General features: G+C 44.1%; 11 protein-coding genes and 1 pseudogene. 5 read left to right on the forward strand and 7 right to left on the reverse strand.

Annotated features, from left to right (window positions below; all coding sequences use genetic code 11):
- The first annotated feature begins 253 nt into the window (after window positions 1–253).
- From FKN16_RS18605 to FKN16_RS18620, 4 genes are all read left to right on the forward strand, one after another.
- Window positions 254–1564, forward strand: coding sequence for a TolC family outer membrane protein (locus FKN16_RS18605; protein ID WP_005395046.1), 1311 nt, complete (start codon window positions 254–256; stop codon window positions 1562–1564).
- A gap of 2 nt (window positions 1565–1566) precedes the next feature.
- Complete coding sequence (locus tag FKN16_RS18610) at window positions 1567–2181, forward strand: OmpA family protein (protein WP_046874949.1); 615 nt, start codon at window positions 1567–1569, stop codon at window positions 2179–2181.
- Between the two features lie 167 nt (window positions 2182–2348).
- Window positions 2349–2702, forward strand: coding sequence for a DUF2750 domain-containing protein (locus FKN16_RS18615; protein WP_005395049.1), 354 nt, complete (start codon window positions 2349–2351; stop codon window positions 2700–2702).
- Between the two features lie 187 nt (window positions 2703–2889).
- Window positions 2890–4863, forward strand: a complete 1974-nt coding sequence (locus FKN16_RS18620; protein ID WP_170903340.1) for a diguanylate cyclase — start codon at window positions 2890–2892, stop codon at window positions 4861–4863.
- Between the two features lie 12 nt (window positions 4864–4875).
- Here FKN16_RS18620 and queC read toward each other — a convergent pair whose 3' ends face one another.
- Both queC and queE read right to left on the reverse strand, forming a co-directional pair.
- A complete protein-coding gene (queC, locus tag FKN16_RS18625) occupies window positions 4876–5571 on the reverse strand; it encodes a 7-cyano-7-deazaguanine synthase QueC (protein ID WP_048626429.1) in 696 nt (231 codons plus the stop codon).
- Between the two features lie 14 nt (window positions 5572–5585).
- On the reverse strand, window positions 5586–6236 hold the full coding sequence (queE, locus tag FKN16_RS18630) for a 7-carboxy-7-deazaguanine synthase QueE (RefSeq protein WP_031780442.1): 651 nt from the start codon (window positions 6234–6236) through the stop codon (window positions 5586–5588).
- A gap of 216 nt (window positions 6237–6452) precedes the next feature.
- Here queE and FKN16_RS18635 point away from each other — a divergent pair, with 216 nt between their 5' ends.
- Window positions 6453–7262 carry a Cof-type HAD-IIB family hydrolase gene (locus tag FKN16_RS18635; protein ID WP_046874945.1) on the forward strand — a complete coding sequence of 270 codons (810 nt, stop codon included), beginning with the start codon at window positions 6453–6455 and terminating at the stop codon, window positions 7260–7262.
- 162 nt (window positions 7263–7424) lie between these two features.
- Here FKN16_RS18635 and FKN16_RS18640 read toward each other — a convergent pair.
- The 5 genes and pseudogenes from FKN16_RS18640 to prpF form a co-directional block, all read right to left on the reverse strand.
- A pseudogene (locus FKN16_RS18640) lies at window positions 7425–8871 on the reverse strand (bifunctional NUDIX hydrolase/phosphatase PAP2 family protein).
- A gap of 388 nt (window positions 8872–9259) precedes the next feature.
- Window positions 9260–10591, reverse strand: a complete 1332-nt coding sequence (locus FKN16_RS18645; RefSeq protein ID WP_170903341.1) for a trypsin-like serine protease — start codon at window positions 10589–10591, stop codon at window positions 9260–9262.
- 194 nt (window positions 10592–10785) lie between these two features.
- On the reverse strand, window positions 10786–11262 hold the full coding sequence (locus FKN16_RS18650) for a GNAT family N-acetyltransferase (protein ID WP_046874942.1): 477 nt from the start codon (window positions 11260–11262) through the stop codon (window positions 10786–10788).
- Between the two features lie 190 nt (window positions 11263–11452).
- The gene (locus tag FKN16_RS18655; protein ID WP_170903342.1) at window positions 11453–13330 is read right to left on the reverse strand and encodes a propionyl-CoA synthetase; all 1878 of its coding nucleotides are present in this window, start codon (window positions 13328–13330) and stop codon (window positions 11453–11455) included.
- A gap of 57 nt (window positions 13331–13387) precedes the next feature.
- Window positions 13388–14584, reverse strand: coding sequence for a 2-methylaconitate cis-trans isomerase PrpF (gene prpF, locus FKN16_RS18660; RefSeq protein ID WP_170903343.1), 1197 nt, complete (start codon window positions 14582–14584; stop codon window positions 13388–13390).
- Window positions 14585–14587 lie beyond the last annotated feature (3 nt).

Below are 14587 nucleotides of genomic sequence, written 5' to 3' on the forward strand. Positions count from 1 at the left end.
TTGTCTTGTTTTAATAAAAGCCACTCAACTCTTGTTAAACATCAATTTCACTTTAAAATCGGGATCCTTATTCAAAATTTAGACCCACCAAATGAATTGATTTATCAAGAATGAAACAAATGAACAATGAATCAACAGGTTACTTCATCGTGTATTAATGTTATTGTGCGCTAAATTATTGACGCCCTTATAGGTATCCCACTTATAAGCCCTCTCACCTCGAGAAACTTTATTATTATCTAGGAGAATCACAGTGAAGTGGACTCGTGCCAACGCCTTTTGCATTGGTGTGTTCGCAGCTAGTCATGCTTTTGGGCAAACACTAGAGCAAGCGGTTGAAAACACATTAAAAACCAATCCTGACATCAAAAGTGCGTTCAATGAATTCGTTAGCAAGCAGTATGTGAATGAAGCATCTGGCGGTGCTTACCTCCCATCCGTAGATTTAGACGCCGGTATCGGTTATGAAGGCATTAACCCAGCAGAAGCAGGGCGAGACTCAACGGATCTGACAAGAAAAGAAGCGACCGTGACACTAACCCAGTTGATATGGGACGGTTCTGCGACACTTAACGATATGGATCGAACAGCAGCTGACGCAGAATCAGTTCGTTATCAACTGCTCGCTGATGCTCAAGACACGGCACTCGAAGTGGCAAAGGTTTACTTAGATTCAGTAAAAGCTTATGAAATTCTTACACTTTCAGAAAACAACTTGAAGGTTCATAAGAAGATCTACGAAGATATTAAAAAGCGAGTTAACTCAGGACTTGGGTCTACTGCTGACCTAACTCAAGTAGAAGCTCGTTTAGCAAAAGCTCACGGTAACTTGGTGGCGGCTCAGAACAACTTATATGACAGCCACACCACGTTTACACGCCTTGTCGGACAGTCCCCACAAGGATTGATTTTTCCGCGAGCGGACCAGAACTTTATTCCCTACACCATAGATGAAGCAATTGACTTGGCATTTGAATCGCATCCAGTAATCAAAATTTCGATGGCAGATGTAGACTCAGCTAAGTTCCAATATAAGCAATCTAAGGGAACTTACTATCCAACGATATCTGTAGAAGCGGCTCAAACGTGGCGTGATGATGCAAGCGGTATCGAAGGAAGCAGTGATGAAACGACAGCGATGCTGCGTATGCGTTACAACCTCTTTAATGGTGGTAGTGATGTCGCCAATGCTGAAAACTTTGCCTATCAACTAAACAAAGCCAAAGATTTACGAGAACGCGCATACCGCAGCGTTGAAGAAGGACTTCGTCTATCATGGAGCGCGTTAGATTTAACGCTTCAGCAAAAAGAGTTTCTAGCGGATCACGTAGATTCGGCATCTGAAACTGTTATCGCCTACGAGAAACAGTATCGCATCGGTAAACGAACCCTTTTGGATTTGTTAAATACTGAAAACGAGTTATTTGAAGCGAGAAAAAACTACTTGGATGCTCGATATTCAGAGCAATACGCGAAATACCGTGTAATGAATGCGACCGGCCAATTGTTAAATGCCTTGCGAGTCGATGTGCCTACGGAATGGAATGAAAAGGTGGAGTACTAATCATGAAACCAATGAAAATTCTATTTGCATTAAGCCTTCTCGCCGTTACTCAACAGGTTGTTGCTGAAGACGAGTATGACTATCGACCTGTACCAAGTGCAGAGCAAATCGCTGACCTTCAAGATGAAGATAACGATGGCGTCATCAACGCTCGAGATATGTGCCCTGGAACACCGGAAGGCTCAGAAGTCGACAATGACGGTTGCGGCGAATACATTAAAGCATCAGATAACATGCAAGTGAGAATACTTTTTGCCAATGATTCTGATGAAATCAATCCCGTATTCAGAAGACAAGTACGTGAACTGTCCGATTTTTTAAAAGAATACCCTACTACGTCGATCGAACTGCACGGCTACGCGAGTAAAGTTGGTGGCTCTCAACACAACCAAGATCTATCAGAGAGACGAGCACGCAATGTCCGTGAGGCGCTATTAAGCTACAACATCGAACCGAGCAGAGTTCGTATTGTTGGCTTTGGAGATACTCACCTAGCGCAACAAGGTACCGATGAAGTCAGCCACGCTTTAAACCGCCGAGTAACTGCTTCTGTCGTTGGTTATAAAGGCGAGATTAAAAAAGAGTGGACAATATTCACTACCCTCCCTGAAAGGTAAAAATATCTGTATTAATGTTTGTTCAAACAAGCATTAATAAACCTAGAATGACATAAGAAAAGGAGCTTCGGCTCCTTTATTTTTACTCATTGCAATAACCGTATTATGCTTTAGGAATCGGCACTTTAGTGTTACCCTAGCGGCGTCATAACAACGAGAGTTTTGAAATGAGCAAACTTACATCAGATATCCAAGCAAACCTTGACCTTTTTGTTGCAGAAACAAAAGAAAACCAACTGGTTTGGGGTTTACGCAATGAAGAAGGTTGGCTATCTTGCGATTCAACTGAATTCGAAAACAGTGAAGTCATGCCTTTCTGGTCTTCTAAAGAAGATGCAGAAGCGCACAATGTTGAAGAATGGGCTGACTTCACTGTACTAGAAATCCCACTAGATATCTTTGTTGAAGATTGGCTTTTAACTCTTGCAGAAGATGGTGTTCTTGTTGGTACTAACTGGAACGATCAGCTAGAAGGCAAAGAAATGGAGCCTCAAGATCTAGCTAAGCTTTACATTGCATAACGACTTCTAGACCTCAACTTTATGTTGGGGTCTTTCTTTTTATGCTCTTTTTTTGATATGTCGACCAAGTGCATAGTTTTCCTATTCTTTTTCTTCGTACACCCAACTCAATCACAACGCTGATCAATTAATAGCGTTATGATTCTCTAATTCCAAAGCAACAAAAGAACATAAGGCACGTTTAAATATGCGCACGCTCTATCCTTTGCTTGCGTCACTCTTACTCGCCCCGGTATATGCTAGTGACACTCAAGATATTGAGCAAGAACAAAATATCACGCAGTGGCACGCCGTTTATCAAACCACATTGAGAAGTAATCCTGACTCAGCATTAAGCATGCTTCAAGATCGATACCACACCGCGAAATCGCACAGCGAAAAACTCTACGTCAGCGGGCTGATTTATGAATACATGTCGAACATAAAGCAGCCGTACTATGGAAGCAGCCAAGTTCTCAACAATAACTTTGCTCAGTTAGAGTCAGAGTACATTCTTGCCTTAAATGAACGTAAGCATGGTAGTTATGACGCCTCAGTAAATAGCTTTTCTTCATTGCGACAAAAAATGAAGCAGACTTCAGATTCTGAAGGCAAAGCTTTGATGAACTATCAGCTCTGTTATACGTTGAATCAACAAGGTCGTTATCACAAAGCAAACTTTTATTGCTCGTCGTTAGAAAGCCATCTAAGTCAACAACACCAAGAAAACTTCCCTATTGATCTCGCGTTACGTGTGGTAGCGAATAACTATAACTATCGTGGTGACTATGAAAAAGCGCTGAGCCTTTATCGAAAGCTGCTGGCCAACATGTCTGCTCAAAGCGATCCTTCTGGCATTTACAATGACGTCGGAAATTTGCTTGCAGAGCTTGGGCAGTTTGAACAATCAGAACAATATCTCATCCAAGCCCTACTCGCTCGTCAAGATGAAGGGACACCACTCAAAGTCGCCCAAGTCGAACATAGCCTTGGGGCAATGTATAAGAAATCCAAAGAATTCGATAAAGCCATCAATCATTATCAAAATGCATTAACAATACTCAACCAGCTCCACTACCCATATGGTCAAGGGTTAAGCTACTTAGGGCTGTCTGCGGTTTTAGCCGAAAGTGGGCAACTGGATACCGCAGTAGATTACATTAGAAAAGCTTTAGACATTGCTGAAACGTATGAAAATACGCACCTCGAAACGGAAGGGCATTTAGCTGCTGGGTTCGCGTATTTGAAAAACCATGCTACTGAAAAATCGATTGCACATGGCAAAGTCGCGTTAACACTAGCGATCAATAACTCTAGACCATTATTACAGGCACAAGCTCAATTACTCCTTTCCGAAGCATACCAAGCCCAAGGTGATTATAAACTGGCATTAGAGCACCACGAAGCCTATTCAACCATTGAATTGGCCAACCGAGACGCTAGCAATATTAAAGCATTAGAGGCATTAGACCTCACAAAGAAAGAGTACGAATATGATCTTCAAGTCGCTCGGTTGAATAATGAAAAAAGCTTAAATCAGCATCAATTTGAGAAGCTTACCGATCAAAAGCGCACTTATAATTTTGTGGTTTCCTGTTTGTTGGTCTTGCTCATTCTGGCATTGATACTTCAGCGACAAACACGACAAAAAGCCAAAATAGATAGTCTAACATGTGCGTTGAATAGAGCGGCAATTATAGAGACCATCAAAGGTCAAACCTCCAAAGCGGACGAAGACTTCCGCTATGTTTTAGCATTAATCGACCTTGATGACTTTAAGACGATAAATGATCAATACGGTCATCCGACTGGCGACTTGGTGTTACAGCAAGTTTGCCAAGTGCTTAAAGCTAAGCTCAATAAGGGAGAGTATATCGGCCGTTTGGGTGGAGAAGAGTTTATCTTATTATTGAAAAACGTCGATGAAATTGACGTTCCTTTCCGGGTGCAAAGCCTACACAAAACGATTTCAGAGAAGTGCGTACGCACGGTAAATAATAGTGATTTGAGTGTAACTGCTAGCTTGGCCTATCTCTCAACATCAATGCCGCTTACCAACTTTGATGAACTTTATTCGATACTAGACCAAGCTTTATACCAGGCTAAAAAGCAGGGAAAAAACATCATTATAGACGCATACAATGAGCCAATTAGCCTAAGTTCTGACTATGTTAGCCAGTAAAGCAAGGCACGACTAAACGTCAGCAGCCTGCTTGTTCACAAGAGACTGCATTACGGTCTCTTTATTGTTTAGGTAATCATCTAAGCCAGCTTTGCGCAAATCGCACGATGGGCAATCACCGCAACCATCACCAATGACCCCGTTGTAGCAGGTCAACGTATTTTCACGAACCAGTTGCAACGCGTCATATTGATCAGCTAACGCCCACGTTTCTGCTTTATTTAGCCACATTAACGGTGTTTTGATCGTCAGGTTACGGTCCATCCCTTTCACCAAAGCCGTGTTCATTGCTTTCACAAAATCGTCACGACAATCTGGATAACCGCTAAAGTCAGTTTCACACACGCCAGTAATTACGGTTTCAGCCCCAATTTGGTAGGCGTAGATTCCTGCGAGCGTTAAAAATAGAATGTTACGGCCAGGAACAAAAGAGTTTGGTAGGCCGTTTTCTTGCAATTCGTGTGAGACAGGGATGTCATCACGCGTGAGAGAGCTAATCGCAAGTTCGTTTAAAAGGCCAACATCCATCACTTTATGCGCTTTGACGCCAAGATCCTTTGCGATCTTTTGTGCCACTTCTATCTCTAACTTGTGGCGCTGACCATAATCAAAAGTAATGGCATGAACTTCATCAAACTCTTTAAGTGCTTGAACCAGACAAGTCGTGGAATCCTGACCACCACTAAAAACAACAACGGCTTTTTTCATTTCTCTCTCCGCTCTTAAGCAATACTTAGATATTTATGAGTTTGAACAGACAAGCGCCAATTGCGAGCAATGCACGTTTCAATACACAATTGCGTTGCACGAGGCTTTTGGCTAATAGGCTGCAATGCAATGACAGTCTCAACCGCGACATTCGCATTTGCCAATAGCTCATCAAGATGGTCGATGTCTTTTTGTGTACCAACAGGGTGCTTAATCTCATTCGCACGCTCTAACGCGCTATTGAGAACTGGCAGTTTACCCTTCATCGCCACTTTTGGTGACACGGTCACCCATGTATTTTCTGACGTGATGACTTCTGATGTGCCACTGGTTTCGATTTGGCATTGGCAACCCATATCCTCAAACGCCTCTGTTAAAGGGCGTAGATCATAAATACAAGGCTCCCCACCAGTAATCACGATATGTTTAGCATTAAAGCCTTGCAGTTGATATTGCTCTACGATGTTCTCGGCAGATGCGACGCACCATGTCGGAGAATCTTCCGTCTTCACCAAAATATCACCAATTTGACGTTGGTCATTCTCATCTGCATACCACGTTTGTTTGGTATCGCACCATGAGCAACCAACCGGACACTCTTGAAGGCGAACAAAAACAGCAGGTACTCCAGTGAAAACCCCTTCCCCTTGGATGGTTTCAAACATCTCATTTAGCTTATACAACGTAGAACTCACTCAACTCATAATACTTCGAGGCGAAGACCTTAATGGACACACGTGTCTAGGTCAATTTAAACCAAAAATTAATTGTTAAAATAGACCATTTTGTAGTTTCATAGTCGCGGTGAGCGTAGGTTTCTGGTTCGCGTTATACCAAACCTTATTCACTTACAGTTCCCAAAAACTTTAAGGTAAGAAATGATGTATAAACTGATCGCATTAGATATGGATGGCACACTGCTCAATAGTGATAAAGCAATCTCTGAAGAAAACAAACAAGCGATCGCAAAGGCTCGAGAAGCAGGCGTTACTGTCGTTCTCGCTTCTGGTCGCCCATTAGAAGGAATGCAAGGCAAGCTCGACGAACTGAATATCCATTCCGATAAAGATTTTGTCCTTTTCTACAATGGCTCTATGGTTAAGAACGTAGGAACAAATGAAATCATCCACCAGCAAATCATTGATGGTAAGGCAGCTAAATTAGTCGCTCGTAAAGCGAAAGAATTAGGCGCTTATGTGCACGCATTCAGCCAAGTACATGGCTTGATCACCAATGAGAAAAACCCATACACTGACATCGAAGCCAACATTAATGGCTTAAATGTAACAGAGATTAATTTTGAATCGCTAGAAGATGATCATCCAATCATCAAAGCAATGATGGTTGCCGAGCCAAGTAAGTTAACTGAGGTCATCGCTGCGCTTCCGTCTGAAATGCGTGAAGAGTTTACGGTGGTTCAAAGCGCCCCGTTCTTCCTGGAATTTCTTAACCCAGCGAGCAACAAAGGTATTGGTGTTGCTGCAATTGCTGAGTATCTAGGTATTCAACCGGAAGAAGTGATCTGTATGGGTGATGCTGAAAATGACCACCACATGCTGAAGTACGCTGGCCTTGGCATCGCGATGGCAAATGCAATGGAAGAGACCAAACAAATCGCTGATTACATTACGGCAAGTAATGATGAACACGGTGTAGCTAAAGCGATTGAAAAATTCGTCCTTAACGCTTAATTCTCTCCGCCGCAATGGCATCAACGTTATTACCTTTAACTCAGCCATGGCGTCAGATATACGCAAAGCCACATTGTTGAGCTACTCAACATACAAAAAAGCCTTGCTGTAAAGCAAGGCTTTCTTTTTACTCGTATGCCTGAGAAAGAAAACATACAACCATCAATCTAGCACTGTTTCTCTCTGTTGTTTTTCATGAATCAGCTTTCTTGCAAGCAAGATAAACAGCAACATCAACAATGGATAATGCAACGTCGACAATACCAATGACCACAAACCACTAAACGAGACAACAGAGCTTGAGTACAAATAAAGTTGCTCAACGAATACCAACGCAAGCGTTACAAAAATCATCTGACGAGAATCCAAATGCACTTTTGACTCTCTAAACGTCATAACCAATGCTGATGCCGTAATTAAAATAGCCAACCAACGACCAAACACAGGTAATGGCCAGATAACAGAGATGACCGCCGTTACCGCAGTCATAATGAACCAGACGCCTTTTGAGCTCAGCACTTGATCAACATTCACGTCTTGATTTGTTTCCAATCGCAGAACATGCCAGGCCACCAAGCTTCCTAACAGCGCACCAAACAACATATCTAAGAAAAAGGCGCTACCAAGGAAAAACTTACATAACATAATAGTAAGCGTGATGAGCATCATAACAGCGGTCGTACCATTCAAACCGAAATAATGTGTTCTCTGAAATAAAAAGGTTAAAACACAAAACCAAACGGCAATAGGCAAACTTGGAAAACTAAATCCAAAGCTGTGTGTTAACTCCATCATTGGTATATAGACATGCGGGCGAGGAAGCGCAAAGCCCTGTTGAGCTACAAGTACCATCAGGGACGTCGCGCTAATAGCGAAAAAGAGTCGGAATACAAATCGACTGCCAAACCGCATCATTACTAACGGAAATAGAAAAAGCAGTATCGTAGGTTCTGTCAGTTCTATAACAAGATTTGAGATCTGATTCGCTACCTCGAAACTCGTTTCTGATAAAGCCCCTACCCAGCTTTGTAAGTCTTTCATCCACCTCAATTCAATCTGACGAAATGAAGGCGCGGATTCGATCAGCTGAGTCACATAAGATGCGGACTGCTGAGTAGCTTGTTCAAAAAAACTGAATGGCTTGTGGCCATTGAGCGGGATAGCGGTACAAAAATGATGGCAGCTCGGATGGTCCAAGTAACATTGCAGATGCGATTTCTACTCCGTAGTGAGGAGCAAACCAAATAGGTAACTCATTCCCACCTAAGGAATTGTTCATCGAAAAAGCAATAACCTCAGAATCTGATATGCAATCGTAATAAACCGCGGTGTCTGTTCTGCCAAGTTCCTCCCCAACCGTGACCACTAAACCCGTTTCTTCCCACGTTTCTCTTTGCGCAGCAACTTTGGGGGATTCTCCATCAATAATTGTCCCACCAGGTAGAGAAATCTTATCCGTCAATATTTCATGAACTAGCACTAACTTGTCGTCAGCACGAACAACGCAGAGCGCCCCTTTTACTTCGCTCGCGGCAGCTTTAGCCGTAGAGATTGGTGAAACAGGTAACAAAATAAAACAAAGGATGAGTAATAACAGCTGTCTCAACACAAAATATGACCTTAAGTAAACATTATGATAACCAATGAATAATGGCAGTTAATCTTATCTTTTTCGATAAAAATTAAGTAACGAGTTATGCCAAACAACGTTGATCGAATAAAGCATGATCTTGAAGCTCATTGGAGAGTAATTTAATGCAAACCTGACAAAAATCAGACAAAACATGAAATGTTGATCGCAATTCTGCCAGTTATATGAAGGTAGCGTCAGGATAAAGTCATACACATTTTATGGGTTCTCAAAGTTGGAACAATAAAAAAGGGCTTATTATTCGAAAACAATAAACCCTGCTTATGATAACTATGCGCTGCTCGTTGAAACCAAGAATGAATTCTACCTCAAGTCACCAACGAATCAGCTTTTGAATGCTTGATGGTTAGTTAGACTTGCAATGTGCGTCGCGAACTTCTTGCCAAACACCCCAAGGTCCAGAGTCTGCTGGGTTATCGCCTTGAGTCCACCACTGCGCCTGCCACACTTTGCCATTCCAAGTAACGTTATCCCCTTTGAGATACACCGTACTCGCTTGCCATTCTGCTGCGCAGTTATCTGTTGGAGGCGTTGTCACTGTTTTCGCTTGAGCCGACACTAGCGCCTGATATTGTGTACTGGTCTTATCAACGTTGAAGTTCAAAGCAACTCTTGCTTCTCCCGTCTGAGCTGCTCCAAATTCGACATCGACACGACAGCTTGCATTCATTGCTAACGTCGCCTGAGAACACTGATCATTTGCAATAACGGCAGCATCAGCAACGCCAGAAGCAAACGCGCGAACGTTTTCTACAGTGAACGTCGTGTTACCTGAATTTTTGATAACAAAACTATGTTGCTGCAACTCGCCAACATTAAATGATGCCAATGTCTGTTCGGTGGTATACCCAACAGAAACATTCTCTTTCGGAGGTGTAGTCGTGCCAATGACACCATTAACAAAATTGCGCATGGCGGCGATATCGCTATAAACACCATACATACCCGGACGAGCACAACCTATCCCCCAACTGACCACACCAAGTTGAGTAATTACGCCACCACGATTAATAACGATTGGGCCACCGCTATCTCCCTGACAGGAATCTATCCCACCTTGAGGAATTCCCGCGCAGAAAGACACCTCTCCAACGGTTGTGTAATTACCACCGGCTTGACGACAAGTAGTGTCCGACACGAGCGGAACGTCAACTTCTTGCAATCGAGATGGAGAGCTTCCTCCTTCAGAGGTTCTCCCTAAACCTGCGACTGTAAGCCAATCTCCGATGCTGGCGTATTGCGTTAGACTGCCATCGGCAATTTCAACCGCAGCAACACCTTGAGGTACAGAGTCCAACTTTAATACTGCGAGATCGTGAGAAAGCGTTGCTCGGCGATATGCCGGGTGCATGTGGATTTCACTCACGTTAGCTCGAACACCGTCAGTGCCATTGTAAACGACGCCACCAATTTTAACCGCAATCTGATTCGGTGAATCACCCTCGACACAGTGTGCCGCAGTCAGGACGTAGCCATTCCCAATATAACTGGCACCACAATATGATCGGTTACCATAACGGCTAACAATTTGGGTGTAGAATCTCCACTCACTAGGATCAGCAGTGATGCCGCCTACGATCTGGGGTTGTATAGTGTGATTTTGTGTCTGTGACAAATCATCAGCACTTGCGAACATTGGCAAAACAGCCAACGCAAGTAACGATTTTGTTAGTTTCAAAATATTGTCCTCTTGTTTTTGTAAGCACGATCCTCGTGCTACTAATAAACAAGCAGACAAAAACGCCAATACCAATGTGGGCGCATATTAATTTACTAACATTGCGAGCAACTTATAGAGAAAAGTCTATTGACGAACTGAATGATTTCAATTCGCTAGAATGTGTATCACAATATTAAAGTTAAGCATGGCCATTAGCTCAACGGCTTTCTTAGATAGTGAATATGGTGTGCAAACCCTTGTTTTTCATACAAAGAGATTGCACCCTGGTTAAAGTGCCATACTTCAACAAACATCTGTTTTGCACCGTAATCAGAGAACGTTGACTCAATTTTGTTAATCAATGCCTGAGCCGTGCCTTGTTTCCGAAACTCAGGTAACACATAGAGCTCATCCACACTTCCCATCATAACCGGCTGACTGACGGTAGAAACAAGTTCACAGAAATGACCAGAGATAAAACCAATAATTTCATCTCCTTGTTTTGCTACATAAACAAGACATTCAGGATCATCAATGTATCGAGCAATACTTTTTTCTTGCTCTATCTCCTCTGCAGTTTTGAACAGCTCAGGAGATTGAAGATGATGCTCATCATGCAGCTCAAACATAAGGTCGTTGAGCGACTCAAGGTCGCTAAAACACGCAGATTTAATTACAAACGTGGTCATACAAAGGGTCACTAAAAATTGAATGGCTGTAGTTTGTGAGGAAAATGCTGTATTGGCAAGTCACAAAATTGCCTGCACGAGACGTTTACGCGATCTACAAGCAAAAAAGCCCCTGCACTTAATAAACGTACAGAGGCAGAACCAACCTACAGAGTTCGAGGATCAGGGGTTAGTTAGAATTGAGTTTTAATTAGCGTCTTAACACTCGTTCAATTTCGTTCAAGCTACTTGGGTCATCAATCGTTGACGGAACGGTGTATTTTTCACCATCGGCTATTTGACGTATGGTTCGGCGCAGAATTTTACCCGAACGTGTTTTCGGTAAGCGATCCACAACCAATGCATGCTTAAAGCAGGCAACCGCACCGATCTCACTACGTACCTTGCCAACAAGCTCACCTTCAAGATCAAGCTCGTCCACTTTTACGCCGTCTTTCAGTACCACAAAGCCAAGTGGGAGTTGCCCTTTCAGATCATCGTGAATACCCACCACTGCACATTCCGCAATCGCCGGATGACCACCGACAATTTCTTCCATTTCGCCTGTCGATAAACGATGCCCCGCGACATTAATCACGTCATCAATACGTCCCATAATGAACAGGTAACCGTCTTCATCCAAATAGCCACCATCACCTGACACATAGTAGCCAGGGAATTGGCTGAGGTAACCGGTTTCAAAACGGTCATGGTTACGCCAAACCGTTGGCAGACAACTCGGTGGCAACGGACGTTTTAATGCGACAAAACCTTGTTGGTTAGGCCCGACCGACTCTCCAAGTTCATTCAGAATCTCGACCTGATAACCCGGAATTGGCTTCGTCGAAGAACCCGCTTTAACTGGCATCATTTCAACACCTGTTGGGTTGCCCGCGATAGCCCAACCCGTTTCCGTTTGCCACCAGTGGTCAATAACGGGTTTGTCTGCTTTGCTCTGAACCCATTCCAGTGTTGGAGGGTCAAGGCGTTCTCCTGCCATAAAGATGGTTTTCAATTTAGAGAGATCATACTGTTTTAAAAACTCACCTTCTGGGTCTTCTTTCTTGATCGCACGGAACGCTGTCGGGGCAGAGAACAACGCATCTACTTTGTATTCGTCACACACTCGCCAGAATGCGCCAGGGTCCGGTGTTCGGACGGGCTTACCTTCGAATAGGATTGTTGTGCAACCGTGAATCAGTGGAGCGTAAACAATGTAAGAGTGCCCTACTACCCAGCCAACATCAGATGCCGCCCAAAATACGCCATCTTGAGGAATGTTGTAGATTGCGCTCATGGAGTACTTCATCGCGACGGCATGGCCACCGTTGTCACGCACAACGCCTTTTGGCTTACCTGTCGTACCCGACGTATAAAGAATGTAGAGTGGATCGGTTGCTAACACCGGAACACAACCGTGTGGCAACGCTTGGTTGTACTCTTGCTGCCAATCCAGATCTCTTTCTTGGTTTAGATCGGCTTCGCACTCAGGACGCTGGAATATAAATACTTTTTCAGGCTTCCATCGGCTGTCCATAATGGCCTTGTCTACCATTGGCTTATATGGAATAACTTTGTTGATCTCAATCCCACACGACGCCGTCATGATGACTTTCGGCTCTGCATCTTCAATTCGTACAGCAAGCTCATTAGGTGCAAAACCACCAAATACAACGGAGTGAATCGCCCCCAAACGCGCGCAGGCTAGCATCGCCATTGCGGCTTCTGGAATCATCGGCATGTAAATAACGACTCGGTCGCCTTTTTCAACGCCTTGGGCAGACAGCATGCCGGCAATTTTTGCCACTTGGTCACGCAGGTTACTATAGGTATACGTGGTTTTATTGCCGGTTACTGGCGAGTCATAAATGAGTGCCGTATTATCACCCCGTCCTTGCTCGCAATGGTAATCCAATGCTAACCAGCACGTATTCATTACTCCATCTGGGAACCAACGTTCGATGCCGTTCTCATCAGATTTCAAGATGGTTTTAGGAGATTCGAACCAATCGATATTCTCCGCTTGAGCGCGCCAAAAACTCTCCGGTTCATTCTTCGCCCATAAATATTCTTTTTCGTATGAAGACATATTGCTTCCTCCAGTATGTCCTGACATTGCTCTCGTTCTATTCAAAGACCGTTCTTTTCACTCAAAGACATCAGAGGGTACACGCACAAATCCCTCCATTAGTATTCTCGCACTTCGGCTCATGATGGCTTTTTGTACCACCCAGCCCTGTTCAGCTTGCTTCGCTTGTGCTCCAACTTTTAACGCTCCTGACGGGTGGCCAAAAGTCACTGACTCTTTTTCGCCTCCACCAGCAGCCAAATTGACTAATGTTCCCGGTACACAGGCCGCCGAAGCAATCGCAACGGCTGCGGTTCCCATCATTGCATGGTGAAGTTTGCCCATCGACAACGCACGAACCAACACATCAATTTCCGACTCATTTACCGCTTTACCGCTTGAGGACTGGTAACTTTTCGGCTTGGATACAAACGCGATTTTTGGTGTGTGCTGGCGTGTTTGAGCTTCTTCAAGTTCAGAGATCAGCCCCATTTTTAATGCGCCATGTGCACGGATGGATTCGAACATCGCTAATGCTGTGTCATCGTTGTTGATATCGTCTTGCAGCTCGGTGCCCTGATATCCAATCGATTCAGCATCAATAAAAATGGTTGGTATGCCCGCGTTAATAAAGGTCGCGTTGAACGTACCCACATCCGGCACCACTAAATCATCAACTAAGTTGCCTGTTGGGAACATGCTGCCTTCCCCATCTGCCGGGTCAACAAAGTCCACCTGAATCTCTGCTGCTGGGAACGTCACACCGTCGAGCTCAAACTCTCCGGTTTCTTGCACGAATCCGTTCACAATCGGCACATGCACCAAGATAGTTTTGCTGATGTTCACCTGCCAGACACGCACCGTCACAATGCCATTTTCTGGAATACGATCTTGCAGGATCAGGCCAGCATGGATAGCAAAAGGCCCGATAGCGGCAGACAAGTTACCGCAGTTCCCACTCCAATCCACAAATGGCTTATCAATGGATACTTGTCCGAACAAGTAGTCAACATCGTGGTCGTTACGGCTGCTGCGCGAAACAATCACCGTTTTACTGGTACTTGACGTCGCGCCGCCCATGCCGTCGATTTGTTTAGCGTAAGGATCCGGACTGCCAATAACACGCAACAAAAGTTTGTCACGCGCTTCCCCCGCCACTTGCGCCTCTGGTGGCAAATCTTCAAGGTTGAAAAAGACACCTTTACTCGTGCCGCCACGCATGTACGTCGCCGGCACTTTGATTTGGCTCATTTGATTCGGAGTTTTGCTTTCCATAAC

Source organism: Vibrio sp. 11-4(1) (genome assembly GCF_013048625.1).
GTDB lineage: Bacteria > Pseudomonadota > Gammaproteobacteria > Enterobacterales > Vibrionaceae > Vibrio > Vibrio diabolicus.